Origin of the sequence: uncultured Polaribacter sp. (genome assembly GCF_947501385.1) — a bacterium.
Lineage (GTDB): Bacteria > Bacteroidota > Bacteroidia > Flavobacteriales > Flavobacteriaceae > Polaribacter.
Genome location: NZ_CANMVP010000007.1, coordinates 1 through 26,271 on the forward strand (window position 1 = coordinate 1; position 26,271 = coordinate 26,271).

General features: G+C 32.1%; 25 protein-coding genes. 19 read left to right on the forward strand and 6 right to left on the reverse strand.

Features of this window, described 5'->3' with window-relative positions; all coding sequences use genetic code 11:
* Positions 1-107: 107 nt before the first annotated feature.
* Complete coding sequence (locus tag Q0998_RS06090) at positions 108-404, reverse strand: antibiotic biosynthesis monooxygenase family protein (RefSeq protein WP_299667634.1); 297 nt, start codon at positions 402-404, stop codon at positions 108-110.
* Positions 405-406: 2 nt separating this feature from the next.
* Positions 407-1,267 carry an SAM-dependent chlorinase/fluorinase gene (locus Q0998_RS06095; protein ID WP_299667637.1) on the reverse strand — a complete coding sequence of 287 codons (861 nt, stop codon included), beginning with the start codon at positions 1,265-1,267 and terminating at the stop codon, positions 407-409.
* Between the two features lie 128 nt (positions 1,268-1,395).
* Between Q0998_RS06095 and Q0998_RS06100 the strand changes: the two genes are divergently transcribed.
* The 7 genes from Q0998_RS06100 (at position 1,396) to Q0998_RS06130 (ending at position 6,210) form a co-directional block, all read left to right on the forward strand.
* Positions 1,396-2,349, forward strand: coding sequence for a PhoH family protein (locus Q0998_RS06100; RefSeq protein WP_299667640.1), 954 nt, complete (start codon positions 1,396-1,398; stop codon positions 2,347-2,349).
* A gap of 72 nt (positions 2,350-2,421) precedes the next feature.
* Positions 2,422-2,757: a hypothetical protein gene (locus Q0998_RS06105; RefSeq protein WP_299667642.1), complete on the forward strand. Its 336-nt coding sequence runs from the start codon at positions 2,422-2,424 to the stop codon at positions 2,755-2,757.
* 25 nt (positions 2,758-2,782) lie between these two features.
* The gene (locus Q0998_RS06110; RefSeq protein WP_299667644.1) at positions 2,783-2,974 is read left to right on the forward strand and encodes a hypothetical protein; all 192 of its coding nucleotides are present in this window, start codon (positions 2,783-2,785) and stop codon (positions 2,972-2,974) included.
* A gap of 40 nt (positions 2,975-3,014) precedes the next feature.
* Entirely contained in the window at positions 3,015-3,980 is a 966-nt protein-coding gene (locus Q0998_RS06115) for a phosphoribosylaminoimidazolesuccinocarboxamide synthase (RefSeq protein ID WP_299667646.1), read from the forward strand.
* Between the two features lie 156 nt (positions 3,981-4,136).
* The gene (gene fabV, locus Q0998_RS06120; protein ID WP_299667648.1) at positions 4,137-5,324 is read left to right on the forward strand and encodes an enoyl-ACP reductase FabV; all 1,188 of its coding nucleotides are present in this window, start codon (positions 4,137-4,139) and stop codon (positions 5,322-5,324) included.
* Between the two features lie 42 nt (positions 5,325-5,366).
* Positions 5,367-5,849 (forward strand): hypothetical protein, encoded by a 483-nt coding sequence (locus Q0998_RS06125; RefSeq protein WP_299667948.1) that lies wholly within the window; start codon positions 5,367-5,369, stop codon positions 5,847-5,849.
* On the forward strand, positions 5,842-6,210 hold the full coding sequence (locus Q0998_RS06130) for a glyoxalase (RefSeq protein ID WP_299667650.1): 369 nt from the start codon (positions 5,842-5,844) through the stop codon (positions 6,208-6,210). Before Q0998_RS06125 ends, Q0998_RS06130 begins: the two co-directional genes overlap by 8 nt.
* 262 nt (positions 6,211-6,472) lie before the next feature.
* Here the strand turns inward: Q0998_RS06130 and Q0998_RS06135 are convergent, their stop codons facing one another.
* Together Q0998_RS06135 and Q0998_RS06140 are read right to left on the reverse strand one after the other, a co-directional pair.
* Positions 6,473-7,267 (reverse strand): tellurium resistance protein TerC, encoded by a 795-nt coding sequence (locus Q0998_RS06135; RefSeq protein WP_299667652.1) that lies wholly within the window; start codon positions 7,265-7,267, stop codon positions 6,473-6,475.
* A 120-nt stretch (positions 7,268-7,387) separates the two neighbouring features.
* Positions 7,388-8,164, reverse strand: a complete 777-nt coding sequence (locus tag Q0998_RS06140) for a sulfite exporter TauE/SafE family protein (protein ID WP_299667951.1) — start codon at positions 8,162-8,164, stop codon at positions 7,388-7,390.
* A gap of 77 nt (positions 8,165-8,241) precedes the next feature.
* Between Q0998_RS06140 and Q0998_RS06145 the strand changes: the two genes are divergently transcribed.
* From Q0998_RS06145 to Q0998_RS06165, 5 genes are all read left to right on the forward strand, one after another.
* Positions 8,242-8,496, forward strand: coding sequence for a DUF4212 domain-containing protein (locus Q0998_RS06145; RefSeq protein WP_299667655.1), 255 nt, complete (start codon positions 8,242-8,244; stop codon positions 8,494-8,496).
* A gap of 13 nt (positions 8,497-8,509) precedes the next feature.
* Complete coding sequence (locus Q0998_RS06150; protein WP_299667658.1) at positions 8,510-10,195, forward strand: sodium:solute symporter family protein; 1,686 nt, start codon at positions 8,510-8,512, stop codon at positions 10,193-10,195.
* A gap of 10 nt (positions 10,196-10,205) precedes the next feature.
* Positions 10,206-12,113, forward strand: coding sequence for an acetate--CoA ligase (gene acs, locus Q0998_RS06155; protein ID WP_299667660.1), 1,908 nt, complete (start codon positions 10,206-10,208; stop codon positions 12,111-12,113).
* A 221-nt stretch (positions 12,114-12,334) separates the two neighbouring features.
* Positions 12,335-14,101, forward strand: coding sequence for an ABC transporter ATP-binding protein (locus Q0998_RS06160; RefSeq protein WP_299667662.1), 1,767 nt, complete (start codon positions 12,335-12,337; stop codon positions 14,099-14,101).
* Positions 14,102-14,173: 72 nt separating this feature from the next.
* Positions 14,174-14,938, forward strand: a complete 765-nt coding sequence (locus Q0998_RS06165; protein WP_299667663.1) for a DUF6503 family protein — start codon at positions 14,174-14,176, stop codon at positions 14,936-14,938.
* Between the two features lie 192 nt (positions 14,939-15,130).
* Here Q0998_RS06165 and Q0998_RS06170 read toward each other — a convergent pair whose 3' ends face one another.
* Both Q0998_RS06170 and Q0998_RS06175 read right to left on the reverse strand, forming a co-directional pair.
* Positions 15,131-15,673: an NUDIX domain-containing protein gene (locus Q0998_RS06170; protein WP_299667664.1), complete on the reverse strand. Its 543-nt coding sequence runs from the start codon at positions 15,671-15,673 to the stop codon at positions 15,131-15,133.
* Between the two features lie 231 nt (positions 15,674-15,904).
* Positions 15,905-16,993 carry a M42 family metallopeptidase gene (locus Q0998_RS06175; protein WP_299667665.1) on the reverse strand — a complete coding sequence of 363 codons (1,089 nt, stop codon included), beginning with the start codon at positions 16,991-16,993 and terminating at the stop codon, positions 15,905-15,907.
* 127 nt (positions 16,994-17,120) lie between these two features.
* Here Q0998_RS06175 and Q0998_RS06180 point away from each other — a divergent pair, with 127 nt between their 5' ends.
* The 7 genes from Q0998_RS06180 (at position 17,121) to coaBC (ending at position 26,144) form a co-directional block, all read left to right on the forward strand.
* Positions 17,121-18,008, forward strand: a complete 888-nt coding sequence (locus tag Q0998_RS06180; RefSeq protein WP_299667666.1) for an ABC transporter ATP-binding protein — start codon at positions 17,121-17,123, stop codon at positions 18,006-18,008.
* A gap of 47 nt (positions 18,009-18,055) precedes the next feature.
* Positions 18,056-21,706 carry a M1 family aminopeptidase gene (locus tag Q0998_RS06185; protein ID WP_299667669.1) on the forward strand — a complete coding sequence of 1,217 codons (3,651 nt, stop codon included), beginning with the start codon at positions 18,056-18,058 and terminating at the stop codon, positions 21,704-21,706.
* A gap of 368 nt (positions 21,707-22,074) precedes the next feature.
* On the forward strand, positions 22,075-22,587 hold the full coding sequence (locus tag Q0998_RS06190) for a hypothetical protein (RefSeq protein WP_299667672.1): 513 nt from the start codon (positions 22,075-22,077) through the stop codon (positions 22,585-22,587).
* Between the two features lie 106 nt (positions 22,588-22,693).
* The gene (gene dapA / locus Q0998_RS06195; RefSeq protein WP_299667675.1) at positions 22,694-23,569 is read left to right on the forward strand and encodes a 4-hydroxy-tetrahydrodipicolinate synthase; all 876 of its coding nucleotides are present in this window, start codon (positions 22,694-22,696) and stop codon (positions 23,567-23,569) included.
* 176 nt (positions 23,570-23,745) lie between these two features.
* On the forward strand, positions 23,746-24,606 hold the full coding sequence (gene bamD / locus Q0998_RS06200) for an outer membrane protein assembly factor BamD (protein WP_299667679.1): 861 nt from the start codon (positions 23,746-23,748) through the stop codon (positions 24,604-24,606).
* 9 nt (positions 24,607-24,615) lie between these two features.
* Positions 24,616-24,936, forward strand: coding sequence for a DNA-directed RNA polymerase subunit omega (locus Q0998_RS06205; RefSeq protein WP_299667683.1), 321 nt, complete (start codon positions 24,616-24,618; stop codon positions 24,934-24,936).
* Positions 24,936-26,144 carry a bifunctional phosphopantothenoylcysteine decarboxylase/phosphopantothenate--cysteine ligase CoaBC gene (coaBC, locus tag Q0998_RS06210; protein ID WP_299667686.1) on the forward strand — a complete coding sequence of 403 codons (1,209 nt, stop codon included), beginning with the start codon at positions 24,936-24,938 and terminating at the stop codon, positions 26,142-26,144. The genes Q0998_RS06205 and coaBC overlap by 1 nt, the downstream gene beginning before the upstream one ends.
* The last annotated feature ends 127 nt before the right edge of the window (positions 26,145-26,271 follow it).

A 26,271-nucleotide genomic window follows, 5' to 3' on the forward strand; every position in this document is an offset into this window, starting at 1 on the left:
TTTCTTTAACTGTTTTAAATTTGCTTTCATAAGCTTACACTTTGGTTTAAGTGGTCAACCTATATCAGGGACATACAGCTTACTGCTTACTGCTTACTGCTTACTGCTTACTGCAAACTCATCTTTTTATCGACACTCCAAGCTTCTGGTTTGTCATTAAAAAAAACTTTGGTTTTTGCCCAGACGTCTTTAAAAAGTTCAGAATTTCTATAATTTTCTAAATCTTGTTCTTCTTCCCAATAGGAATAGGTGAAAAAGATTTCAGGGTTTGTTTTATCTTGATATAATTCTAATAATTTACAACCCTCAGAATTTCTAATGAATGTTTTCTTCTCTTCAAAAATTAATTCAAAAGCTGCTATGTGTTTCTGATGAAAACTCATCTTTACAATTCGTACAAACATAGTTATGATATTGGAGTGAAATCTGGCGTTGTTTCGTTGTAAAAATCGATACTAATGGCATCTCTATAGCCCAAGCCTAGAAGTGATGAAGCGCCACCAACAGTATCTAAATTACTTCTGTAAATGGCAATTTCTAAAAAGCCAGCTGCATTAAAAATAGCTAATTTATGACCATCGTATTGGTGATTTTCATGCGTACTATTATCAGCTACTTCATTGTATTTTGTAAATATTTTAGAGAAAGAATACCGTCTAGCAGTTGCCTTAAAAGCTCTTCCTTTACCGATGTCATTAAACATTTTTTTGCTAATGTTGGTAATTACATTTCCATAATTATCAATATAAACAACACCGCCAATAATTTGATTTTGCGCTTGATTTACTTTTGGCTGAATTTCAATTAATTTTTTAAATGCTTTGATTTCTTTGCCAATTACCGTTAGATTTCCACCCCTTGCAATAAAACAAGCCACTTGTACAAAAACATCTAATACAGGAAAACTGCTTTCTATCCTGTCGTGAATATTAATTTCTACAATTTTTGTGGGTTTAATTTCTGAGGCGATCATCGAGATTAAGCCATTGTCTGGACAAACAAAATAATGTCCGTCTAATTCTAGAGCAATGTGTTTGTTATCTGCACTCAATTCAGAATCTACACCCACAATGTGTATGGTTCCTTTAGGAAAACTTTTATAAGAATTTTTTAAAATATACGCAGTTTCAGTAATGTTAAATGGAGCTATTTCGTGTGTAATATCTACAATTTTCGCCTCTGAAAGTTCAGAATAAATTGCTCCTTTCACAGCACCTACAAAGTGATCTTTGGTTCCAAAATCTGTGGTTAAGGTAATTAGAGACATTAATTGATAGCTGTTAATTAAATGTGTAAAAGTTATGAATTACTTTACGCAAATCTAATCATTTTAGTAATTTAATTCGCTATTTTTAATTGAAATAAAATTGGTATCAATCTACAAAATTTAAACATTTGAACGAACGTATTATAGAACTCACAGAGATCAATCCAGGAGATTTTTTTGGAGCACAAAACAGCACTATAGAACAGCTTAAGCGATATTTCCCTAAAATTAAAATTGTTGCACGAGGGGCTAAAATGAAAATTTATGGAGAACCCGATCTTTTAGATGAATTTGAAATTAGAATAGAAAGGTTAATTAAATATTACAATAGATATAACAAACTAGACGAAAATAGTATCGAACAAATTCTAACTTCTAATGGAAGTGACGAAAAAACAACCGCTTCAAAAAAAGCGAAAGATGTTTTAGTACATGGAGTTAGTGGCAGATTAATCAAACCTCAAACAGAGAACCAAAGAAAAATGGTTACTTTAATGGAGAAGAACGATATGCTTTTTGCAGTGGGTCCTGCTGGAACAGGAAAAACCTATACAGCCGTTGCTTTGGCGGTAAAAGCGCTGAAAGAAAAAGAAGTACGAAGAATCATTTTAACAAGACCCGCCGTTGAATCTGGAGAGAATTTAGGCTTTCTTCCTGGTGATTTAAAAGAAAAATTAGATCCGTATATGCAACCCTTATACGATGCTTTAAGAGATATGATTCCACACGAAAGATTAGAGTCTCATATAGAAAAAGGAGTCATACAAATTGCCCCTTTGGCATTTATGCGTGGTAGAACTTTAGACAACGCATTTGTCATTTTAGATGAAGCGCAAAACACCACCCACAATCAAATGAAGATGTTTTTAACACGAATGGGTAAAAGCGCAAAATTTATTATTACCGGAGATCCTGGGCAAATAGATTTACCAAGAAAACAAATTTCTGGTCTTAAAGAATCTTTACTAGCTTTAAAAGATATTGAAGGCATTGCACAAGTATATTTAGACGATAAAGATGTGGTAAGACATAAATTGGTGCGAAAAATTATTGGTGCTTATAAAAGTATAGAAACAGAATAAGTTTGAATGCATTAAGATTTGGAACAAGAAAATGATTTTATTGAAAGAGAAGTAAAAAAAATAATACTTTTTTTGAGAAACTTATTTGCAAAAATATCTGGAGTAACCATAAATGAAGAAAAAACATTTGTTAATACTTTAGATATTGAATTAAAAGAAAAATTAGCTGTAGGTTTTTATGAATTACTAAATTTAGAAAAAAAAGAACTAGAAATTAAAATTAAGGATATAGATGTTTTAATTTTAGATGAACTGATAAAGGTTTTTCATGAAATTTATAAAAATGAAAAAATAGTAATTGATAGGACTCGTTTAAAGAACGTGCTACTGATAATTATTCATACTGTTGATGATAGATCTCGTACATTCTCTTTTGAAAGGCAAGAAATAAAAAATATTTTGAAGTAAATAAAAAATTTTATAAACAAAGACTATGGGTAAGAAATTAGTTGCAATGTTAGGTTTATTACTTTGTTTATTAGGAGTGTTAATTCAAATATTTGAGAATAAAGATTCAAATTTAATTCCAGAGATTTTAAATGGTACTGGTTTGTGGTTTCTTATAATTGGTTCTTCATTTTCATTGTTTTATTCTTTAACAGCAAAACAAAAAAAAGATAAGTAAAATTCTTATTTTTGCACAATCAACAACACAATCAACAATAATGAATACAATTAACGAAACGAATTTTAAGTTCCCGAATTTAAAATCTGTTTATAAAGGCAAAGTAAGAGAAGTTTATAATATTAATGATGAACTTTTAGTAATGATTGCTACAGATAGATTGTCTGCTTTCGACGTTATTTTACCACGTCAAATTCCCTTTAAAGGTCAAATTTTGAATCAGATTGCCACTAAAATGATGAACGAGACAGCAGCGATTGTTCCGAATTGGTTAATGGCAAATCCAGATGAAAATGTTGCAGTGGGGCATTTATGCGAGCCATTTAAAGTAGAAATGGTTATTCGTGGGTATTTGTCTGGTCATGCTGCTCGCGAATATAAATTAGGAAAAAGAGTTTTATGTGGCGTAGCCATGGCGGAAGGTCTAAAAGAAAATGATCAATTTCCTCCCGAGACTTCGGGACCGATAATTACACCTTCTACCAAAGCAGAAAATGGCGAACACGATGAAGATATTTCTCGTGAAGACATTTTAGCGAATGGAATTGTTTCTGAAGAAGATTATGTAGTTTTAGAAGATTATACAAGAAAACTTTTTCAACGTGGAACAGAAATTGCTGCGAAACGAGGTCTTATTTTAGTAGATACCAAATATGAATTCGGAAAAACAAAAGAAGGTAAAATTGTATTGATTGATGAGATTCATACACCAGATTCCTCTCGCTATTTTTATGCGGATGGTTATCAAGAAAGACAAGACAACGGCGAAGCTCAAAAACAATTATCGAAAGAATTTGTAAGACAATGGTTGATCGAAAACGGATTTCAAGGAAAAGAAAATCAGCAAATACCAGCAATGTCTGATGATAAAGTTATCGAAATTTCTAATAGATATATAGAATTATACGAACAAATTACTGGAGAAGTTTTTGTAAAAGCTAGCACAGATAATGTGTTGGAGAGAATTGAGAAGAATGTGAATTCTTTTTTAGAATCGAAGCAATAGTTAGGTTTGTCATTCCGAACATTACATTTAATTAAATGTAGCTTGCAAAGCAAAAGAGGAGGAATCTCATATTGTTAGTTTTAATTTTAGAGATTTCTCCTAACGTCGAAATGACACTCTTTTTCAAATTTAAATTTAGATTAAAAACAAACAATCATGATTATAGCACCAAGAACAAGAGGATTTATCTGTTTAACATCACACCCAACAGGTTGTGAGCAAAACGTAAAAAATCAAATAGAATATGTAAAATCGAAAGGAAAAATTGAGGGCGCTAAAAAAGTACTAGTTTTAGGATCCTCAACAGGTTTTGGATTGGCATCAAGAATTACAAGTGCTTTTGGTTCTGATGCAGCAACCATTGGTGTTTTCTTTGACAAACCTCCAACGGAAGGAAGACCAGGTTCACCAGGATATTACAATACTGCGGCTTTTGAAAAACAGGCACATAAAGCAGGTTTGTATGCAAAAAGTATCAATGGAGATGCTTTTTCTAATGAGATCAAACAACAAGTTGTAAATTTAATTAAAGAAGATTTAGGTCAGATAGATTTGGTGATTTATAGTTTGGCTTCACCAGTAAGAACACATCCAAATACAGGAAAAAGATACAAATCTGTTTTAAAACCAATTGGCGAAGTTTTTACCAATAAAACAGTAGATTTTCATACAGGAAATGTAACAGAAATATCTATAAACCCTGCGGAAGGCGAAGATATAGAAAACACCATTACTGTAATGGGCGGTGAAGATTGGAAGATGTGGATGGATGCCTTAAAAGCAGAGAACTTACTTTCTGAAGGTGCAACCACTGTTGCCTACTCTTATATTGGTCCAGATGTTACCAAACCAGTGTATAGAAACGGAACCATTGGCGCTGCAAAAGATCACTTAGAAGCAACTGCTTTTACCATTACTGATGATTTAAAATCGATTGGAGGAAAAGCTTATGTTTCTGTAAATAAAGCCTTAGTTACACAAGCGAGTTCTGCAATTCCTGTAATTCCCTTATATATTTCTTTGTTGTTTAAAGTGATGAAAGAAAAAGGAATTCACGAAGGTTGTATAGAGCAAATTCAGCGTTTATATGCTACACGTTTGTTTGGTGGCGATTTAGCTTTAGACCAAAAAGGAAGAATTAGAATCGACGATTGGGAAATGCGTGAAGATGTACAAGCAGAAATTGCTGAGCTTTGGAAAAAAGCCACTTCAGAAAATTTATCTGAAATAGGAGATTTACAAGGATACAGTGATGAGTTTTTTAGTTTATTCGGTTTTAAAGTTGATGGAGTAGATTACGATAAAGATGTGAATGAAATGGTGCTGATTCCTAGTGAAAAATAATATTTTTATACAAGGGAGCATGCTCCCTTGTTACATTGAATGATGAAAACTGTCACTATAAAACAACTTAAAGACGAAATTGCTCATAAATCTTCAGATGAGTTAAAAGTGTTGTGCTTGCAATTGGCGAGGTTTAAAAAGGAAAATAAAGAATTACTTGGGTATTTATTGTTTGAATCACATAATGAAGAAATGTATATTCAAAATATTAAAGAAGAAGTAGATCTACAGTTTTCAGAAATTAATACCAAGAATTATTTCTATATAAGAAAAGGGGCACGAAAAATTTTGACTTCCATTAAAAAACACATTCGCTATTCTAAAAAGAAAGAAACAGAAGTAGAGCTATTATTGTATTTCTGTAAAAAGATGAAAGCGTTTAGACCTTCGATAAAAAGAAGTACACGTTTGCAAAGTATTTTTGAGACTCAAGTGAGAATGATCAGAAGAATAATCGATAAATTACACGAAGATTTACAATACGATTTTCAATTAGAATTAGATGAATTACTAGAAAATGACTAAAGAAAGACCAGTATTAGAAGATTTAATAAAAGAAAATATGTCTGAGTTTGAATTGTTTCAAAATAAAACTTTAAGACCTATAATTAAAATGCAACACGCATTATTAATCGCTTCTTTTAAAAATTACTTACAAAAAAGAAAAATTGATTTTAATAGTTTATCAGAGCAAAAAAAGAGAGGAAGAATTTCGTCTATTTATAAAACAGATAACAATTATAAAAATATGACGGTTGGTTTTATCGCGGGTCATTTTACTGAAGATGAATTTGATTTTTATAATACTTGTGCATCAGAAGTAAATAGAAGAATCCTGCAGATCACTACGCAAAGAATTCAAGATAGTATCGCAGATTTAAAATAAAAAAAACCGCTGTAAAACAGCGGTTTATCAATCAACCAAAAAACTTCTTATTTGAAAAATCAACACATAAATGTTGAAAAACCATTTTCAGAAGTAATATTTTTATTTGCTTTTAAAAACTTTATCATTTCCTATACAAATATAAAACTTATTTTGTCTAATCTATTTTAAAAATAGTTAAACATTTATTAATATTTCTAATTTTTAAGACAAAAAAAAGAGCGTTGATTAAAACGCCCTTTTTGATAGTATGAAATTTATATTATTTTTTTTCAGTCATTAATTTTCTCTGATATCTTCCTTGTACAACATCCGTTATAATAAGAATAGCAATCACAAAGTAAAAAGTAGTTTTACTCATAGGAACAATCTCGTTTCCAAAAAGTTTTAAATGTGCTAAATGACCACCTTCAGTAACTAACATAATACCCACAATAAAAAGAATAAACAGTCCTAAAACTTCATACATTCTGTTCTTTGCTAAGAAAACAGAGATTCTATCAGCGAGAAACAGCATTAATAAACCACTAATTACAATAGCAATAGCCATAATAATAAAAGCTGTGGTAGTATTTTCTATTTCGCTGGTAAGACCAATGGCAGCTAGAATTGAATCGAAAGAAAAAACCAGATTCATTAAAACAATACTAAAAATTACCGCTTTAGAAGATTTTGATCTTTTAGTATTTACCATCTCAGAATTTTCAAAATCAGGAGTTGCAATCATATGCCAAATTTCTTTTATTGCTGTGTAAATAATAAATCCACCACCTAACAATACAATAATACTGTGACCGTTAAATGCAAAACTGACTACATCTTCAATTTTTCCTGATAAAAAAGCAAAAGGTTCTTGAAAATAGTCGATGATTGAAACGAGTAAGAATAAAAGTACAATCCTCAATATAATCGCAATTAAAATACCATTTTTTCTAACTTTTTGTTGGTCAGCTAAGGGTGCTTTTTTTGATTCTAGAGAAATGTATAATAAGTTATCAAAGCCTAAAACAGCTTGTAACATGATTAGCATGAAAAGGGTAAAGATATTTTCTAACATTTTTTATTTTTTTTTATGAAGCGGTCAAAGATATTTGTTCAACCATTAGAAAACAATCATTATCACTTTAATATTTAACTCTTTTCAGTTTTTGATGGACTAGCAATTTCAACTTTAAAATTAAAATAAATATTTCCACAGAATTTGTACACTTACAAAAGCGATTAAAATGGCTGTTGCCTTCTTTAATTGAATAGGAGTAAGCTTATTGTTGCTAATTCTGCTTCCTATTTGTCCACCGATAAATACGGTAACTAATAATACTGAGGTTAAATTCCAATCGATATAGAAATCAGGATTTGCATATTGACCTAACAATCCAGCAATAGAATTCACCAAAATAAAGAAACTAGCAGCTGCGGCAATTTTTTTTGGAGTATCCCAATTTGTAAGATGCAAAACTGGTGCTAAAAAAATACCACCACCAATACCAACCATACCAGAGATAAATCCAATGATTCCACCATATCCTATATTTTTTATTGGTTTTGTTTGCTTGTTTTTTTCTTCAGAAGCAACTATTTTTTTTGAAATCCACATGGTAATCGCAGCAAAAAACAGTGTAAAACCTAATAAGATAAAGAAAAATTGTTGATTTATTTTTAAATATCCGCCCAAGTACGCCAAAGGAATACTTAATAAAACTAGCGGAATTATTTTTTTAAAATTTATTTTTTTTTGCTGATAAAAGAAGAGCACATTCCCAGAAACAACCACAATATTACATAACAAAGAAGTCGCCCTAATCTGCGTAAATGCAATGCCTGTTAACGCCAATATTGCTAGATAACTAGAGCCACCACCAAAACCAACGGAAGAATATAAAATAGCAATCACCAAAAAAAGTAGGATAAAGAACCCGTTTGTTTGTAGAACTTCAATAGGAAATTGTAACATCAATTAGATAGAATTTATCTTATAAAAGTATACAATTTAATTTATATTGCAACATATTAATACTAAGCTCAATAAGTATGATTTTAGAAAATAAAAAGAACTATTGGAAAAAGAATTTAAAATATTTGGCAATACTTTTAAGTATTTGGTTTTTGGTCTCCTTTGTCTTCGGAATTCTTTTGGTTGATGAACTAAATACAATAAGATTGGGTGGTTTTAAACTCGGTTTTTGGTTTGCGCAGCAAGGTGCTATTTATGTTTTTGTGATGCTCATACTTATTTATATAAGACTGATGAACAAACTGGATAAAGAATTTGGATTTGATGAATAATAAAAGATAAATTATGAGTATTCAAGTTTGGACGTGGATTTTAGTAGGCATTACATTTACCATTTATATAGGCATTGCCATTTGGTCTAGAGCAGGGTCAACAAAAGAATTTTATGTAGCTGGTGGTGGTGTTTCGCCATTAGCAAACGGTTTAGCAACCGCAGCAGATTGGATGTCTGCAGCATCCTTTATCTCAATGGCAGGAATTATTTCCTTTAACGGTTATGATGGTTCCGTATATTTAATGGGCTGGACAGGCGGCTACGTTTTATTAGCCTTATTACTAGCGCCGTATTTAAGAAAATTCGGAAAGTTTACGGTACCCGATTTTATTGGAGATCGATATTATTCTAATACAGCCAGAAGTGTAGCTGTTTTTTGTGCATTATTAATTTCATTCACCTATGTTGCGGGTCAAATGCGTGGTGTAGGTTTGGTGTTTTCTAGATTTTTAGAAGTAGACATCAATACAGGTGTTATTATTGGGATGATTATCGTTTTGTTTTACGCAGTTTTAGGCGGAATGAAAGGCATCACCTATACGCAAGTTGCTCAATATTGTGTGTTGATTTTCGCCTTTATGGTGCCAGCAATTTTTATTTCTATTCAAATGACAGGAAATCCAATTCCGCAATTAGGTTTTGGGGGAATGGATGAGAACGGAATATATTTATTAGATAAATTGGATGGGTTGCACAAAGAATTAGGTTTTTCAGAATATACTTCAGGCAGTAAATCTACCTTAGACGTTTTCTTAATTACCGCAGCACTAATGGTAGGTACAGCAGGTTTGCCCCATGTAATTGTTCGTTTTTTTACCGTAAAAAAAGTGGCTGATGCAAGAAAATCTGCAGGTTGGGCGTTATTTTTAATTGCAATTTTATATACAACAGCACCTGCAATTGCAGTCTTTTCAAGAACAAATTTAATTGAAACGGTTAGTAATAAAGCATATTCAGAATTACCAGCATGGTTTTCTAATTGGGAAAAAACAGGACTGATCACTTTTGATGATAAAAATAAGGATGGGAAAGTGCAATATGTAGCAGACACAAAAAAGAACGAACTTACAGTGGATAAAGATATTATGGTATTGGCAAATCCTGAAATAGCGGGTTTACCCAATTGGGTCATTGCTTTGGTTGCAGCGGGTGGTTTAGCCGCCGCATTATCTACTGCAGCAGGTTTGTTATTGGTAATTTCTGCGTCTGTTTCTCATGATTTAATTAAGAAAATGATCAACCCAAAAATTTCTGAAAAAGGAGAATTAATCGCAGCAAGATTAGCAGCCGTTGTTGCCGTTTGTGTTGCGGGGTATTTCGGAATCAATCCGCCAGATTTTGTCGCCGCCACTGTGGCTTTGGCCTTTGGTCTTGCAGCAGCCTCCTTTTTTCCAGCAATTGTTTTAGGTATTTTTAGCAAACGAATGAATAAAGAAGGTGCTATTTCTGGAATGGTGATAGGAATTTTACTGATGCTTTTCTATATGATGAGATTTAAATTCGGTTGGTTTGGTGGCGGTACAAAGGAAGATTGGTGGTTTGGTATTTCACCTGAAGGATTTGGTACCATTGCCATGTGTGCAAATTTTATGGTTTCTATAATTATTTCTAAATTTACCCCAAAGCCTCCAATAGAAGTACAAGAAATTGTTGAAAATATAAGAATTCCAAGTGAAGCTGGAGCAGCAACACATTAAAAATATAGAAATGAGCAATTACCACATCAAACATTTAGAAGAATATTATCAGGTCTATCGAAAATCTGTTCGAGAACCCGAAAATTTTTGGGAAGAAATTGCAGAAGAACATTTTATTTGGCGTAAAAAATGGGACAAAGTGTTGGAATGGGATTTTGCCAAACCAGCAATCAAATGGTTTCAAGGTGCTCAATTGAACATCACAGAAAACTGTATCGATAGGCATTTGGCAACACGTGGAGATCAAACGGCTATTTTGTTTGAGCCTAACGATCCAACCGAAGCAGCAGAATATATTAGCTATAAGCAATTGCATAAAAGAGTCAATAAATTTGCAAACGTACTTAAAGCTAACAATGTTGGCAAAGGAGACCGAGTTTGTATTTACATTCCTATGATTCCAGAACTGGCAATTGCCACCTTGGCCTGTGCAAGAATTGGAGCCATTCATTCGGTTGTTTTTGCAGGATTTTCTGCAACGGCATTGTCCACAAGAATTAATGATGCTGATTGTAAAATGGTGATTACTTCAGATGGTTCTTTTCGAGGAAACAAAACCATAGACCTAAAAGGAATTGTAGACGAAGCTTTAGAAAGTTGTGCTGGTGTAGCAACCGTTTTGGTAGTAAAACGTACAAAATCAAACATCCAAATGAAAAAGGGGCGTGACCAATGGTTGCAACCTTTGTTAGATGCTGCTTCAGACGTGTGTGAAGCAACTATTATGGACGCGGAAGATCCATTGTTTATTTTATATACTTCTGGTTCAACAGGTACTCCCAAAGGAATGGTACATACCACAGCAGGTTATATGGTCTATACTGCCTATACCTTTAAAAATGCTTTTCAATATAAAGAAAATGATGTCTATTGGTGTACCGCAGATATTGGTTGGATTACAGGACACTCTTACATTGTCTATGGTCCACTAGCAAATGGTGCAACTACCGTTTTGTTTGAAGGAGTACCCAGTTATCCAGATTTCGGGCGCTTTTGGGAAATAGTACAAAAGCACAAAATAAATCAGTTTTATACAGCACCAACCGCAATTAGAGCGTTGGCAAAACACGGCACGGAACTGGTAGATACTTATGATTTATCTTCTTTAAAAGTGTTAGGCTCTGTTGGTGAACCTATTAACGAAGAAGCGTGGCACTGGTACAATGACAATGTCGGAAAAAAGAATAGCCCAATCATTGATACTTGGTGGCAAACAGAAACAGGCGGCATGATGATTACGCCCATTCCCTATGTAACACCTACAAAACCCACCTATGCAACGTTGCCGTTTATTGGAATTCAACCTTGTTTGATGGACGAAAACGGAAATGAATTAAAAGGAAATCAGGTGGAAGGGAGACTGTGTATCAAATTTCCTTGGCCAAGTATTGCCAGAACCATTTGGGGAAATCACCAACGGTATAAAGAAACCTATTTTTCTGCCTATAAAAACAATTATTTTACGGGAGATGGTGCACTGCGAGATGAAGTTGGGTATTACAGAATTACCGGTAGAGTAGATGATGTCATTATTGTTTCTGGGCATAATTTAGGAACAGCGCCTATTGAAGATGCCATTAATGAACACCCTGCAGTAGCAGAATCTGCAATAGTTGGTTTTCCTCATGACATCAAAGGAAGTGCTTTGTACGGATATATTACCCTGAAAGATTTAGGAGAAAGTAGAAATCATGACAATTTAAAAAAGGAGATCAATCAATTGATTGCTGATAGAATTGGGCCCATTGCTAAGTTAGATAAAATTCAATTTTCAGAAGGATTGCCAAAAACACGTTCAGGCAAAATCATGCGACGTATTTTACGTAAAATAGCTTCGAATGAAATGGATAATTTAGGCGATGTGTCTACCTTATTAAACCCAGAAGTTGTGCAAAATATTATTGATAATCGATTATAATTCTAATTATTTTGACACAGATTTCACGGATTTTCGCCGATAATTTAGTTTAGAAAAGAGTCTCGGAATTATTCTAATTATTTTTTTTCAAAATTTTGGAAGAGATGTTTTCAATAAACTGAATCAAATTTAAAAATTCATTTTGTTAATATGTCATATACTTTTGTATGGCATATTTTTTGACTAATAGTATCACTTCATATTCATTATTAAATATACAAATGCAACACCTTAAAGATAAAAAAAAGAGCGATCAAAAGTCGAATGTTTCTATTTTAAAAGCTTTTAAAACCATTATTTGGCCAAAACGGAAATTGGTCTTTATAGGGTTGGTATTAATCGTTTTAAGTAGATTGTCTAGTTTGGTGTTGCCTTGGAAAAGTAAGGAGTTATTAGATGAGGTGATTCCTAACAAAGATTACGACCAATTATATAATTTATTACTAATTGTAGGATTGGCAATTTTAGTGCAGTCTGTAACTTCTTTTTTATTGACACGAATTTTGAGCGTACAAGCGCAGTTTTTAATATCAGAACTAAGAGCACAAGTGCAGAAAAAAGTATTGTCTTTACCCATCAGTTTTTTTGATAATACAAAATCGGGTGCGTTGGTTTCTAGAATTATGAGTGATGTAGAAGGTGTTCGAAACTTAATAGGAACAGGTTTGGTTCAACTAGTTGGAGGAACCATTACGGCTGTGATTTCCATGATATTGTTAATCAAAATTAGTCCTTCTATGACGTTTTTTGTATTAGTTCCTGTGGCCATTTTTGGGATAGTTGCTCTAAAAGCATTTAAATATATTCGACCAATTTTTAGAAATAGAGCTGTTATCAATGCCGATGTAAAAGGTAGATTGATCGAAACATTATCTGGCGTAAGAGTTATCAAGGCCTTTAATGCAGAAGCGCAAGAAAACGAAACTTTTGAAAGAGGTGTCGATAAATTATTCCAAAATGTAAAAAAGAGTTTAACTGCAACTGCTTTAATGACAAGTTCATCTACATTTCTACTAGGAATTGCTTCCACAGGAATTATGGGAATTGGTGGTTATAAAATTATGACTGGCGAATTGACAGTGGGAGATTTTCTTTCTTTCACGCTATTGCTTGGTTTTATGATTGCACCCATCGTTCAGATGAGTAATATTGGAAGCCAATTAACAGAAGCGCTTGCCGGTTTAGACAGAACAGAAGAGTTGATGAATATGTCTGCAGAAGAAGATGATGAAGACCGAAACATCATTTTAGATGAGATACAAGGAGAAATTATTTTTGACGATGTTTCTTTTGCGTATGAAGAAGGAAAAGAAGTCCTAAATAATATCAATTTTAAAGTTCCTTCTGGGTCTGTAACGGCTTTGGTTGGAAGTTCTGGCTCAGGGAAATCTACGATTGCTGGTTTGTCTGCAACGTTTTTAAATCCGAAATCAGGAAAAATTACCATTGATAAGCAAGATATTTCTAAAGTAAAACTATCAAGTTATAGAAAGCATTTAGGTGTGGTTTTACAAGATGAATTTTTGTTTGAAGGAACCATTAAAGAAAATATTCTATTTCCAAGACCAAATGCAACAGAAGAAGAACTACAAAATGCTGTAAAAGCGGCGTATGTAAATGAATTCACAGACAGGTTTGATGAGGGTCTAAATACTTTAATTGGCGAAAGAGGCGTAAAGCTTTCAGGTGGTCAGCGTCAACGATTGGCAATTGCAAGAGCAATTTTGGCAGATCCTAAAATCATCATTTTAGATGAAGCTACTTCTAGTTTAGATACAGAAAGTGAAGCATTGATTCAGAAAAGTTTATCGGAATTGGTAAGAGACAGAACAACGATTGTAATTGCGCATAGGTTGAGTACTATTAAGCAAGCGGATCAAATTTTAGTCATCGAAGCTGGAAGTATTGTAGAAAGAGGAACTCATGATGAACTGATAGCAATCAAAGGAAGGTACTTTGATTTATATACGTATCAGGCAAAAATTTAATCATTAGAATTGCTTAATTTTGTAAATAAGCGTTAAAAGAATCGACTTTAGTAAAAATAAAATCAAACCAAAATGAAAAAAATAATTTTATTACTCATCATCGCAATTACAATTTCTTGCAAAAATGATTCTAAAAAGGCATCAGAGAAGAAAGAAATTCAAATTAAAAAAAAGGAAAATTTTCCAGAGCAATTAAACAACGTTTTTGATGCTCACGGAGGAATAGATACTTGGAGAAAAGCACAAATTTTATCTTTTAATAAAGGAGAGGAAGTGCATACGGTAGATTTACATTCTAGAAAAACAGTAATTAATACGCCAAATTTTTCTTTAGGTTTTGATGGTGAAGAGGTTTGGTTAAGCGAAGAAAATAAGGGGACTTATAAAGGAGATCCTGCTTTTTATTACAACCTGTATTTTTATTTTTATGCAATGCCTTTTGTATTAGCAGATGACGGAATTATATATGATAAAGTAGCTGATTTGGTTTTTGAAGGTATAAATTATCCAGGATATAAAATAGCATACAAAGCAAATGTAGGCACTTCTCCTGATGACAATTACATCATGTATTACCATCCGAATACTTATCAAATGGAATGGTTGGCCTATACAGTTACCTTTAAATCTAAAGAACCTAGTGACGCCTATAATTTGATAAAATATAACAAATGGGAAAAGGTGAATGGAATCATCTTACCAAAAGAAATTACCTGGTATAAAAAAGATGCAGACGGTATGCCAACAGTACCTGCAAGACCTGCAACAGAATTTACATTGCCATTAGTGAGTCAAGGTAAATTGGGCGATTCCTTTTTTGAAAAACCAGCGGAATAAGTGGGCAGTCTTTAGTTGGCAGTCTTCAGTAGGCAGTTTTCAGTAAGCAGTAAGCAGTAACAGTTTCAACAAAACTATGTTTTTTACGTTCCTATGTAGTAAAAAATGTAGCAGTTTTTCAGTGCAAGTTTGTGGTAAAATATAGACACTGTCATTCCTGCGTACTTGTCTACCACAGGTAGCGGCAAGAATCTATTTTAGACGAGCAATAATTTTATCAAACACAGAAACATAATATTCATGAAACCTTGGAAGCAATATGTTTTTGAGGTTTTTTGTTTCTTTTAAAACAGATAAATCAAATAATTGTAAACCAGCAACTTCTTTAGTTTGCATGGTTAATTTTTCTATAGGAACTTTTAACTCTGCAATAAAAACATGATGAAATTCATTATCCTGAATTCCATTTGCATGAGAAACTTGATGCGTCCTTGTGCCGATTTTTATCAGGTCTTTTTCTTTTAAATTGAGTCCTATCTCTTCAGAAACTTCTCTAATAGCAGATGCTAAAGTTTCTTCTCCAGCACCAATATGACCAGCCACAGAAATATCCCACAACCCTGGAAACACTTTCTTTGACAAAGCTCTTTTTTGAAGCAATATTTTTTCATCCGAAGTAAATAACCAAATATGCACTGTTGCATGAAACCATCCGTTTTGGTGCGCTTCCGATTTGAAAGCAGTTTTTCCTGTTGGTTTTCCTTCAGGCGTTAGAATGTCAATTAGTTCGTCCATTTTTTTGATACAGATTTTAACGGATAGATGGTTCACAAATACTTGTAAAAATCTATTGTTTTTGAATTAGAATATTATTTTCAAGCAAGACCCTTCAGGTTTTAAAATCTGAAGGGTCTGAATCCTTAATTAATTATTTTTCAACATAATAATCAGTGAAAATCTGTGAAACCTGTGTCAAAATTTTTTCTCTGTGAAACTCCCTGTTCTCTGTGAATCTCTGTGAAATAATTACTCAAAATAAGAAAAAGTCTCCCCATCTTTTATTTTCAACAAGGTTTCATAAATCATTTGAATAACATTTTCAACGTCATCTCTATGCACCATTTCTACAGTGGTGTGCATATATCTTAATGGCAAAGAAATTAATGCAGAAGCAACGCCACCATTGCTATATGCAAAAGCATCTGTATCCGTTCCTGTTGCTCTAGACAATGCAGAACGTTGAAAAGGAATTTTTTTATCTGTTGCTGTTTCAGTAATTAAATCGCGTAATTTTTGTTGTACAGCAGGTGCATACGCAACAACAGGACCTTTTCCTATTTCTAAATGACCTGATTTTTTTTGTTCAATCATTGGCGTAGTTGTATCATGTGTTACATCGGTAACAATTGCAACATTTGGCTTTATTCTTTGGGTAATCATTTCTGCACCTTTTAAACCAATTTCTTCTTGAACGGAATTAGTAATGTACAATCCAAAAGGCAGAGTTTTCTTGTTTTCTTTCAATAAACGAGCAACTTCTGCAATCATAAATCCGCCCATTCTGTTGTCTAATGCTCTACAAACAAATTTATCTCCGTTTAAAATATGAAACGTATCTGGATAGGTAATGACACAACCTACATGTATCCCTAATTTTTCAACTTCTTCTTTTGTGGCACAACCGGTATCAATAAAAATATTCTCTGGTTTTGGTGCTTCTTCTTTAGATTTATCTCTCGTATGAATTGCTGGCCAACCAAAAACACCTTTTACAATTCCGTTTTTAGTATGAATATTTACAATTTTACTAGGTGCAATTTGATGATCTGAACCACCATTTCTAATCACATAAATTAAACCGTTATCTGAGATATAATTTACATACCAAGAAATTTCATCAGCATGACCTTCAATAACCACTTTGTATTTTGCATCTGGATTTATAACGCCAACTGCGGTTCCGTATGTATCTGTAATAAATTCATCTACATAAGGTTTTAGATAGTCCATCCAAATTTTCTGACCTTCCCATTCATAACCTGTTGGTGCAGCATTATTCAAGTATTTCTCTAAAAAAGTAAGTGATTTTTTATTTAAAATTGATTTTTTCGCCATATTGTCTTTCTGTTTTTTGTAAAAATATAAAAAAAAAGCAAGGCGTTTAAACCCCTTGTAAAATAATCGCAAAAAAATGTAACAAAAGTGCTTACTTTTACACGTATCTACAAATAAAACCAAGAGCATGGAATTAGTAATTAAAAACTTAACAAAGACTTACAAAAACGGTGTAAAAGCAATTGATAATTTAAGTATCGAAATTGGTACAGGAATGTTTGGTTTGTTAGGCCCCAATGGTGCTGGAAAATCTTCATTAATGCGAACCATTGCCACTTTGCAAAGTCCAGATGCTGGTACAATTACTTTTGGCGATATTGATGTTTTAGAAGATAATATGTCTTTGCGAAAAGTATTGGGCTATTTACCGCAATCTTTTGGTGTATATCCCAAAATGTCTGCGGAAGATTTGTTAGATTATTTTGCAACTCTAAAAGGAATTTCAAACAAACCTGAAAGAAAAGCAATTGTAAACAAGGTGTTAGAAATCACCAATTTGTATGATGTAAGGCGTAAATATGTTGCGGGTTACTCTGGCGGGATGAAACAACGTTTTGGAATTGCACAATTGCTATTAAACAACCCGAAATTAATTATTGTAGATGAACCCACTGCTGGCTTAGATCCTGCAGAAAGACATCGTTTTTTAAATGTTTTGCGTGAAGTAGGTACCAATTGTACAGTTATATTTTCGACACATATTGTAGAAGATGTAAAAGAATTGTGCAATGAAATGGCAATTTTAAATGGTGGAAGAATCTTAAAGCATACAACTCCATTAGAGGCTACTAAAGAAATTGAAGGCACAATTTGGACGAAGATTATCGAGAGAGATGATCTGGAAGCCAATGAAACAGCGTTTAATATTTTATCATCAAACTACAATCAAGACAATACATTAAATATTAGAGTACATTCTTCAGAAAAACCTTCGGAAGAATTTTTAGCGTCAACTCCGCAATTAGATGATGTATACTTTATCGCTTTAAAACAAGATGAACCTGTTATTGCTTAACAGTAAAATTAAACAATTAAACAGTTCAACTTTTACACATTCAATTTATGTTTTCAACAATATTCAAACAAGAATTAAAATACTGGTTTAACAGACCCGCTTTTTATATTTACATATCAATATTTTTATTATTATCCTTCTTTTTATCAGCCTCATCTGCTGGTCTTTTTGATTCTATTACTGCAACAACAGGTTCCTCTAGAATTGTGAATTCACCGATTGGTGTAAATGGTTTGCTAAACGCTTTAACCATTTTTATTTTCTTCTTATTTCCATCTATTATTGGTGTTTCTGTTTATAGAGATTTTAAAAGTGAAATGCATACCATTTTGTATTCGTACCCGTTTACAAAAGCCAATTATTTATTCGCGAAATTTTTTAGCTCGATAGTTGTGGTTTCTGTTATTGTTTTATCGATTGCTTTAGGAATGATTGTAGGTTTTCGTTTTCCAGGAACAAATCAAGATATTGTAGGTTCTTTTAACATTGTAACCTATTTACAAACCTACTTTGTCTTTATTTTACCGAATGTTTTATTGTTCGGAGCGATCGTTTTTGCAGTAGTTGCTTTTACAAGAAATATTGCTGCAGGTTTTATTACTGTAATTATTTTAATGTTCGGGCAAGGCGTTGTGGAAAGTATTTTATCTGAACCAGAACACAGAACTTTAGCTGCAATTTTAGATCCTTTTGGTTCTGCATCTGTAAGTTATTATACAAAATATTGGACGCCTTCTGAACAAAACGAATTTCAAATCTCTATTAAAGAAATGATTATTTATAACCGTTTATTATGGTTGGCAATTTCTACTTTAATATTCGGATTGGTATATCGATTTTTTACGTTTAGTCAGAATGCAATTTCTATATCATTTAGAAAACCAAAAGTAGAGAGAAGTACAAAATCTAATTTTAGCGGAATCATTAGAATTACACTTCCAAAAGTGAATTATAATTATTCATTCGTTCAAAATTTAAAAACAACATGGAAGTTGTCTAACATCGATTTTAAATACATCCTTAAAAGTTGGGCATTTATCTCCATTGTTTTGGTTGGTTTGGTTTTATTGGTTGTTGGTTTGTCTGAAATTGGAAATATTTTTGGAACACCAACCTTACCAGTTACCTGGAAAATGTTGAATATTGGAGGCGTTTTCGGAGCATCCATAAACATCTGTACTTTTTTATATGCAGGTATGTTGGTGCACAGAGCAAAAATTGCAAAAGTGAATCATTTGGTAGATGCTACTCCAATTCCTAACTGGACTTTGTTACTTTCTAAATTTATTGCTTTGGTAAAAATGCAGTTGGTTTTATTGTCTGTAATTATGGTTGCAGGAATACTTTTTCAAGCATACAACGGTTATTTTAACTTTGAAATTGGTCATTATATTACAGAATTATTTTTATTAGATATTTTAAGTTTTTTAGTTTGGGCTTTGTTATCAATATGTATTCAAACTTTAATAGGAAATCCATATTTAGGCTTATTTATATTGTTAGTAATTTCTATAGGAATGCCATTTTTATCATTGATAGGAGTTGAACAAGCTATATTTAAATACAACCAAGGTCCTGGATATAGTTATTCAGATATGAATGGTTATGGAGTTTTAACACCTTATTTATTTTATAAAGTGTATTGGTTGTTGGCTGGTTTTTCTTTGTTGATAATTTCTTTTTTGTTTTGGGTTCGTGGAATTCCGAATTCATTTGCAGAAAGAATTGTAATTGCAAAATCTCGTTTTAAAGGTTTTGCAGCAATTGGTTTTGGAGTATTTTTTATTGCTTTTATATCACTTGGTACTTCAATTTATTTAGAAACAGGAACAAAATCGAAAAGAACATCATCTAAACAAGCGGAATTAGACGCAGTAGCATGGGAGAAAACTTATAAAAAGTTTGAAAGTTACGCACAACCCAGAATTGTTTCTGTAAAAACGTATGTAAATATTTTTCCGAAGAAAAGAATTTTTGATGCTGCGGCGACTTATATAATGGTAAATAAGACGGATAAAGAAATAGATAGTTTGTTTTTAAACCACAATTCGTTAAAAAGTACTTTTGAATTTAATCGACCAAATGCATTGGTTTTAGAAGATACAATTCAACATTTTGATATTTACAAGTTTGATAAAAAAATTCTACCAGGAGATACTTTGCAACTATCTATAACTGTAAAAAGTAATCAAAATACAGAATATAGAAGAAGGTCTCCAATTAGAGAAAATGGAACATTTATTAATAATTTTTCTATGTTTCCTTCATTAGGATATTCATCGCAAGCAGAATTAACTGATAATAAAACAAGGAAAAAGTACGAATTACCACCAAATGATTTGCAAGCACATCCGTCAGACTCAACAGCTTTGGGCGATACTTATATTTCTAAAGATGCTGATTGGATCGATTTTGAAGCAACGGTTTCTACCTCTAAAGATCAAATTGCAATTGCTCCAGGATATTTGCAAAAAGAATGGTTAGAAGGAGATCGTAAATATTTTCACTATAAAATGGATAGTAAAATATTGAACTTTTATGCATTTAATTCTGCGAGATATAAAGTGAAAAAAGAACTGTGGAATGGAATTAGTTTAGAAATTTATTATCACAAACCCCATGATTTTAATTTAGATAGAATGATGAAAGGAATGAAAGCTTCCTTAAAATACAATTCAGAAAATTTTAGTCCGTATCAGCATAAACAGTTAAGGATTATTGAATTTCCAAGAACTGGCGGAAGTTTTGCACAGTCTTTTCCGAATACCATTCCGTTTTCTGAAGGCGTTGGTTTTATTGCAGATGTAGATGATGAAAACGATGACGGTGTCGATTATCCGTTTGCGATTACAGTTCATGAAGTTGCGCATCAATGGTGGGCGCATCAAGTAATTGGCGCAGATGTTTTAGGTGCAACAATGTTATCAGAAAGTATGTCTGAATACGTGTCTTTAAAAGTGTTAGAACACCAACACGGAAAACCAAAAATGCGTACATTTTTAAAAGATGCTTTAGATGGGTATCTAATGCAACGTACTTATGAAACCAAAAGAGAAAAACCATTAATGTATAATGATGGGCAAGGTTATATCCGTTACCAAAAAGGTTCTCTGGTATTATATGCTCTAAGCGATTATATTGGTGAAGAAAAACTAAATGGAGCGTTGAAAAAATATGTAGAAAAGGTAAAATTTCAAGAACCACCGTATACAACGTCTATAGAAATGGTCGATTATATAAGAGCGGTAACTCCAGACTCTTTAAAATATGTAATTAAAGACATGTTTGAAACCATTACACTTTATAAAAATAGAATTGTTGAGGTAACATCTACTGAGTTAGAAAACGGTAAATATCAAGTAGATATAGAATTTGAAGTGTCTAAATATAGAAATGATGAAAAGGGGAAAAAGTTTTACGGAGAAAAAGTAGGAGATACTTTAACTTATAAATCTGAAAAAATGTCAAAACCAGTCTTATCTCTTCCGCTTGCAGATTATATAGACATTGGCGTTTTTACTGAAGAAGAAATAGACGGTAAAAACAAAGAGAAGCAATTGTATTTTCAAAAACATAAAATAACTCAAATAAACAATAAAATTATACTTGTTGTAGCTGAAAAACCTATGGAAGTGGGTGTAGATCCGTATAACAAATTGATAGACACAAAGTCTGATGATAATAGAAGAAAGCTATAAAAAACTTCTCTAAAACCAGAAAAAGCAACTACTATAGTAGTTGCTTTTTAGGTAGGAGTAAATTCTTTTATATAAATTACATTTGTTTGTTAGGGCAAAAAACGTAAAAAAAATTATTTACTAGTTAGGGGTTAACATGTTTTTGATGATGATATCATTAACACGTTACAAGTATATTACAAATTATGTTTAAAAAAAATTATTAATGAATAAAAAACTGTTCTTTTTAGCAATAATGTTTTTTTCCTTATCATGTGTTCAAAAAAAAGAAATAAAACTAGATTTTTTAGATGCATATGTAATTTTGAATTTATTAGAAATAGTCGAAAAATAAATACTATTTTTATTTTTCAATTCAACAACATAGCATGCTTCAAGGATTTAAAGAAACTATTTTAAAGAAAAAGTTAGAGAAATTGCTGTCTCAAAATACCGATGATAAAATTATTTCATCCAAAAAAATACACTCTGTAGGTATTCTTACTTCCGAAGATATTACTTTAAAAATAGATGTACAGGAAGAAATAGAAACCACTTTAGGAATAAGAAATTCAAAAATATACAGCTTTCGTAAATTCAGTAAAATAGATGATTTTTCATACAAGCATTTTACCGACAAAGAGATGAGTTGGAATGGAAAATTTACACAAACTAACTTTCAAAGTTTTTTAGAACAACCTTTCGACTTGTTAATTGGTTATTTTAATACGAATAATATATTTTTAGAAAGTGCTGTTTTACAGTCAAAAGCAAGATTTAAAGTTGGTTTTGCAGCTACAAATGCTGCGCTGTATGAAATTGAAATTTCAGAAAATATTGAAAGTGTAAAAGAATTTACTTCAGAATTAAAAAAATACCTACAAATTATTAAAAAACTTTAAATTTAAACTTCCCGATTAAAGTTGTTTATTCTTTCTATAACTCCTAAAAATCTGGTTTAAAATCAATCTTAATATTGTAATTTTGTATTTCTAACATATTCATAGAATGCAAAAGTTTATAGGAACTGGAGTTGCTTTGGTAACCCCTTTTAAAGAAGATTTAAGTATCGATTTTGACGCATTGGTAAAATTGGTGAACTTCAATATAGCAAATGGCACAAACTATTTAGTAATCAATGGTACTACTGCAGAAAGTGCCACCATTTCAAAAGAAGAAAGACAGCAAATAATAGATACAATTGTTGAAACGAATAAGAAGCGCTTGCCTTTAGTTTTAGGAATTGGCGGAAACAATACTTTAGAAGTAGTAAAAGATATAAAAACGACAGATTTAAGTAAGATTGATGGTATTTTGTCTGTGGCACCTTACTACAGCAAACCAACTCAAGAAGGTTTTTATCAGCATTTTAAAGCAATTGCAGCAGCAACAGAAAAACCAATAATTTTGTATAATGTTCCTGGTAGAACTGCAAAAAATATGGATGCGGTCACTACAATTCGTTTGGCGAATGATTTTACAAATATTGTTGGCGTAAAAGAAGCTGGAAACAACATGCAACAATATTTAGAATTAATTAAAAATAAACCAACAGATTTTTTAGTGATTTCTGGAGATGATGATTTGGCTCTAGGGATTACATTAGCAGGAGGTGCTGGCGTTATATCTGTGATTGGACAAGCATATCCAAAAGAATTTTCTACAATGATTCATTGTGGTTTAGAGGGAAAAAACAAGGATGGCTATGCAATTCATTTTAAGATGATGGAGATTGTAGATGCTATTTTTGAAGAGAATAATCCTGCTGGTATCAAAACTGTTTTACAAGAATTAGCCATTTGCAAGAATAATGTTCGTTTGCCTTTGGTAAAAGCTAGTGAAGAATTAACAGCTAAAATTGCTGATTTTGTGGCCACTTTTTAATAATTAATGCAGATAAATTATAGCTTGTTTTAACAATAAGAATAGGGGGTTAAGATTAACAAAGTTTTAGTATCTGAATCCTCTTTATATTCAATTTTTTATAGATTATTGTAGTGCACAATGAACTGTGTTAAAAAACGTTTTATTAATCCATAATTAATCACTAATTTTGCCCGATGCAAAAAATTAAAAATTTAGCGTATGTATTGGTACTTAGTTTGCTACTATTTTCCTGTGGTGAATACCAGAAAGTATTAAATAAAGGTACTTCAGAAGAGCAGTATAAGATGGCCGTAAAATTATACGAAAGTCAGAAATACAGCAAAGCTTTGCGTTTATTCGAAAAAATTACACCAACTTATAGAGGAAAGCCTCAAATGGAGCGTATTCAGTTTATGGTAGCGCAGTCTAATTTTAACGAAAAGAATTATAGTATTGCAGGCTATTATTTTGATCGTTTTACAAAGAATTATCAAAAAAGTTCTAAAAAAGAAGAAGCGGCGTTTATGTCTGCCTATAGTTATAAGTTGGCTTCACCACGTTTTAGTATCGATCCAACAGACACCAATAAGGCTTTAGAAGCTTTTCAAAGTTTTATAAATACATATCCGGCTTCAGACAAAATAGAAGAGGCAAATAAACATTACGCAGCGTTAAGAGCTAAATTAGAAAAGAAATATTTCGAAATTGCAAAAACATATTATAGAACTGCAGATTACGATTTAAGAAATTACAAAGCGGCAATACAAGCTTTTGATAATCTTTTAGAAGATTTTTTAGGAACTCAATTTAAAGAAGAAGCTTTGTATTACAGATTAAAAGCGGCTCATGATTTTGAGTTGAAAAGTACAGATAGAAGAAAAATAGAAAGAATTGAAGCTGCATTTGATGCTTATGAATTGCTTAAGAAAAGCTTTCCAGAGTCTCCATATATGGAAGATGCTAATAAAATGTTGGCAACCATGCAAAAAGAAAAAGAAAGAGTTGATGCTTTGATTGCAAAGCGAAAAGAGTTTGAAACGTTACAAAAGAAATAATTATTAGGTATGGATTATAAAGATACAAAAGCACCGTTAAGTACAATTACTTACAATAAGAATGAAATTGAAGCACCCACAGAGAATATCTATGAAGCGATTTCTATCATAGCAAAAAGAGCAAATCAAATCAATTCAGATTTAAAAAAAGAACTGGTAGACAAATTAGATGAATTTGCAACCTATAACGATTCTTTAGAAGAAGTATTTGAAAATAAAGAGCAAATAGAAGTTTCTAAATTTTACGAAAGATTGCCAAAACCTACTGCTATGGCTGTTGAAGAATGGCTAAACGGTAAAGTTTATCACAGAACTCCAGAGACTGAGTAATGTCTGTTTTACGCGGGAAAAAGATTCTTTTAGGAATAACTGCTGGAATTGCCGCATACAAAACGGCTAATTTAGTCCGTTTGTTTATAAAATTAGGCGCAGAAGTCAAAGTTATTATGACTCCTGCGTCTAAAGATTTTATAACACCTCTTACACTTTCTACACTTTCTAAAAACCCAGTTCATTCCGCTTTTTATTCGAAGGAAGATGAAAATGAATTGTGGAACAATCACGTAGATTTAGGGCTTTGGGCAGATTATATGTTGATTGCTCCCGCAACGGCAAATACCTTGTCTAAAATGGTTAGTGGTACTTGCAATAATTTATTATTAGCCACCTATTTATCCGCAAAATGCCCTGTCTATTTTGCTCCTGCAATGGATTTGGATATGTATCAACACCCATCAACAAAGCAAAGTTTAGAAAAACTACAAAGTTTTGGTAATATTTTAATTCCTGCAACCTCTGGTGAACTCGCAAGTGGTTTGGTTGGTGAAGGCAGAATGGCAGCACCAGAAGATATTGTTTCGTTTATAGAAAATAACATACTTTCAAAATTGCCTTTAAAAGGAAAAAAAGTATTATTAACAGCGGGTCCAACTTATGAAGCGATAGATCCTGTTCGTTTTATTGGAAATCATTCTTCCGGTAAAATGGGGTTTGCAATCGCCAAAGCAGCAGCAAATTTAGGCGCAGAAGTGTATTTAATTTCAGGGCCAAGCCATCAACAAATACAACATTCTTTAGTACATAGAATAGATGTAGTTTCTGCAGAAGAAATGTATCAAGCATCTCATCAATATTTTAATGAAGTAGATATTGCGATTCTTTCTGCAGCAGTAGCAGACTATAAACCAAAAAATCTTGCTACTCAGAAAATAAAAAAGACAGCTGCATCGTTAGAGATTCAGCTAACACCCACAAAAGATATTTTAGCGTCTTTGGGTAAGATTAAGAAACATCAATTTTTGGTTGGTTTTGCTTTAGAAACTCATAACGAAATCCAAAATGCGAAATCGAAGTTAGAAAAAAAGAATTTAGACGCTATTGTTTTAAATTCTTTACAAGATAAAGGCGCTGGTTTTGCAACAGACACAAATAAAATTACTATTATTGATAAAGATTTGAATGAAAAATCCTTTGAATTAAAGTCGAAAGTAGCAGTTGCTGAGGATATTATCAACGAAATAATAAAGAAATTAGTTTAATATTTCTTGTCTCCTCGAAACTTGATGTAGAAAATTATCAAGCGGTTATAATTAAGAGAGACAAATGCCAGTAAATAGTCTGTTCGAGACCCGAGAAAAATTTTTATCAAGCGGTTGGAATGACGTA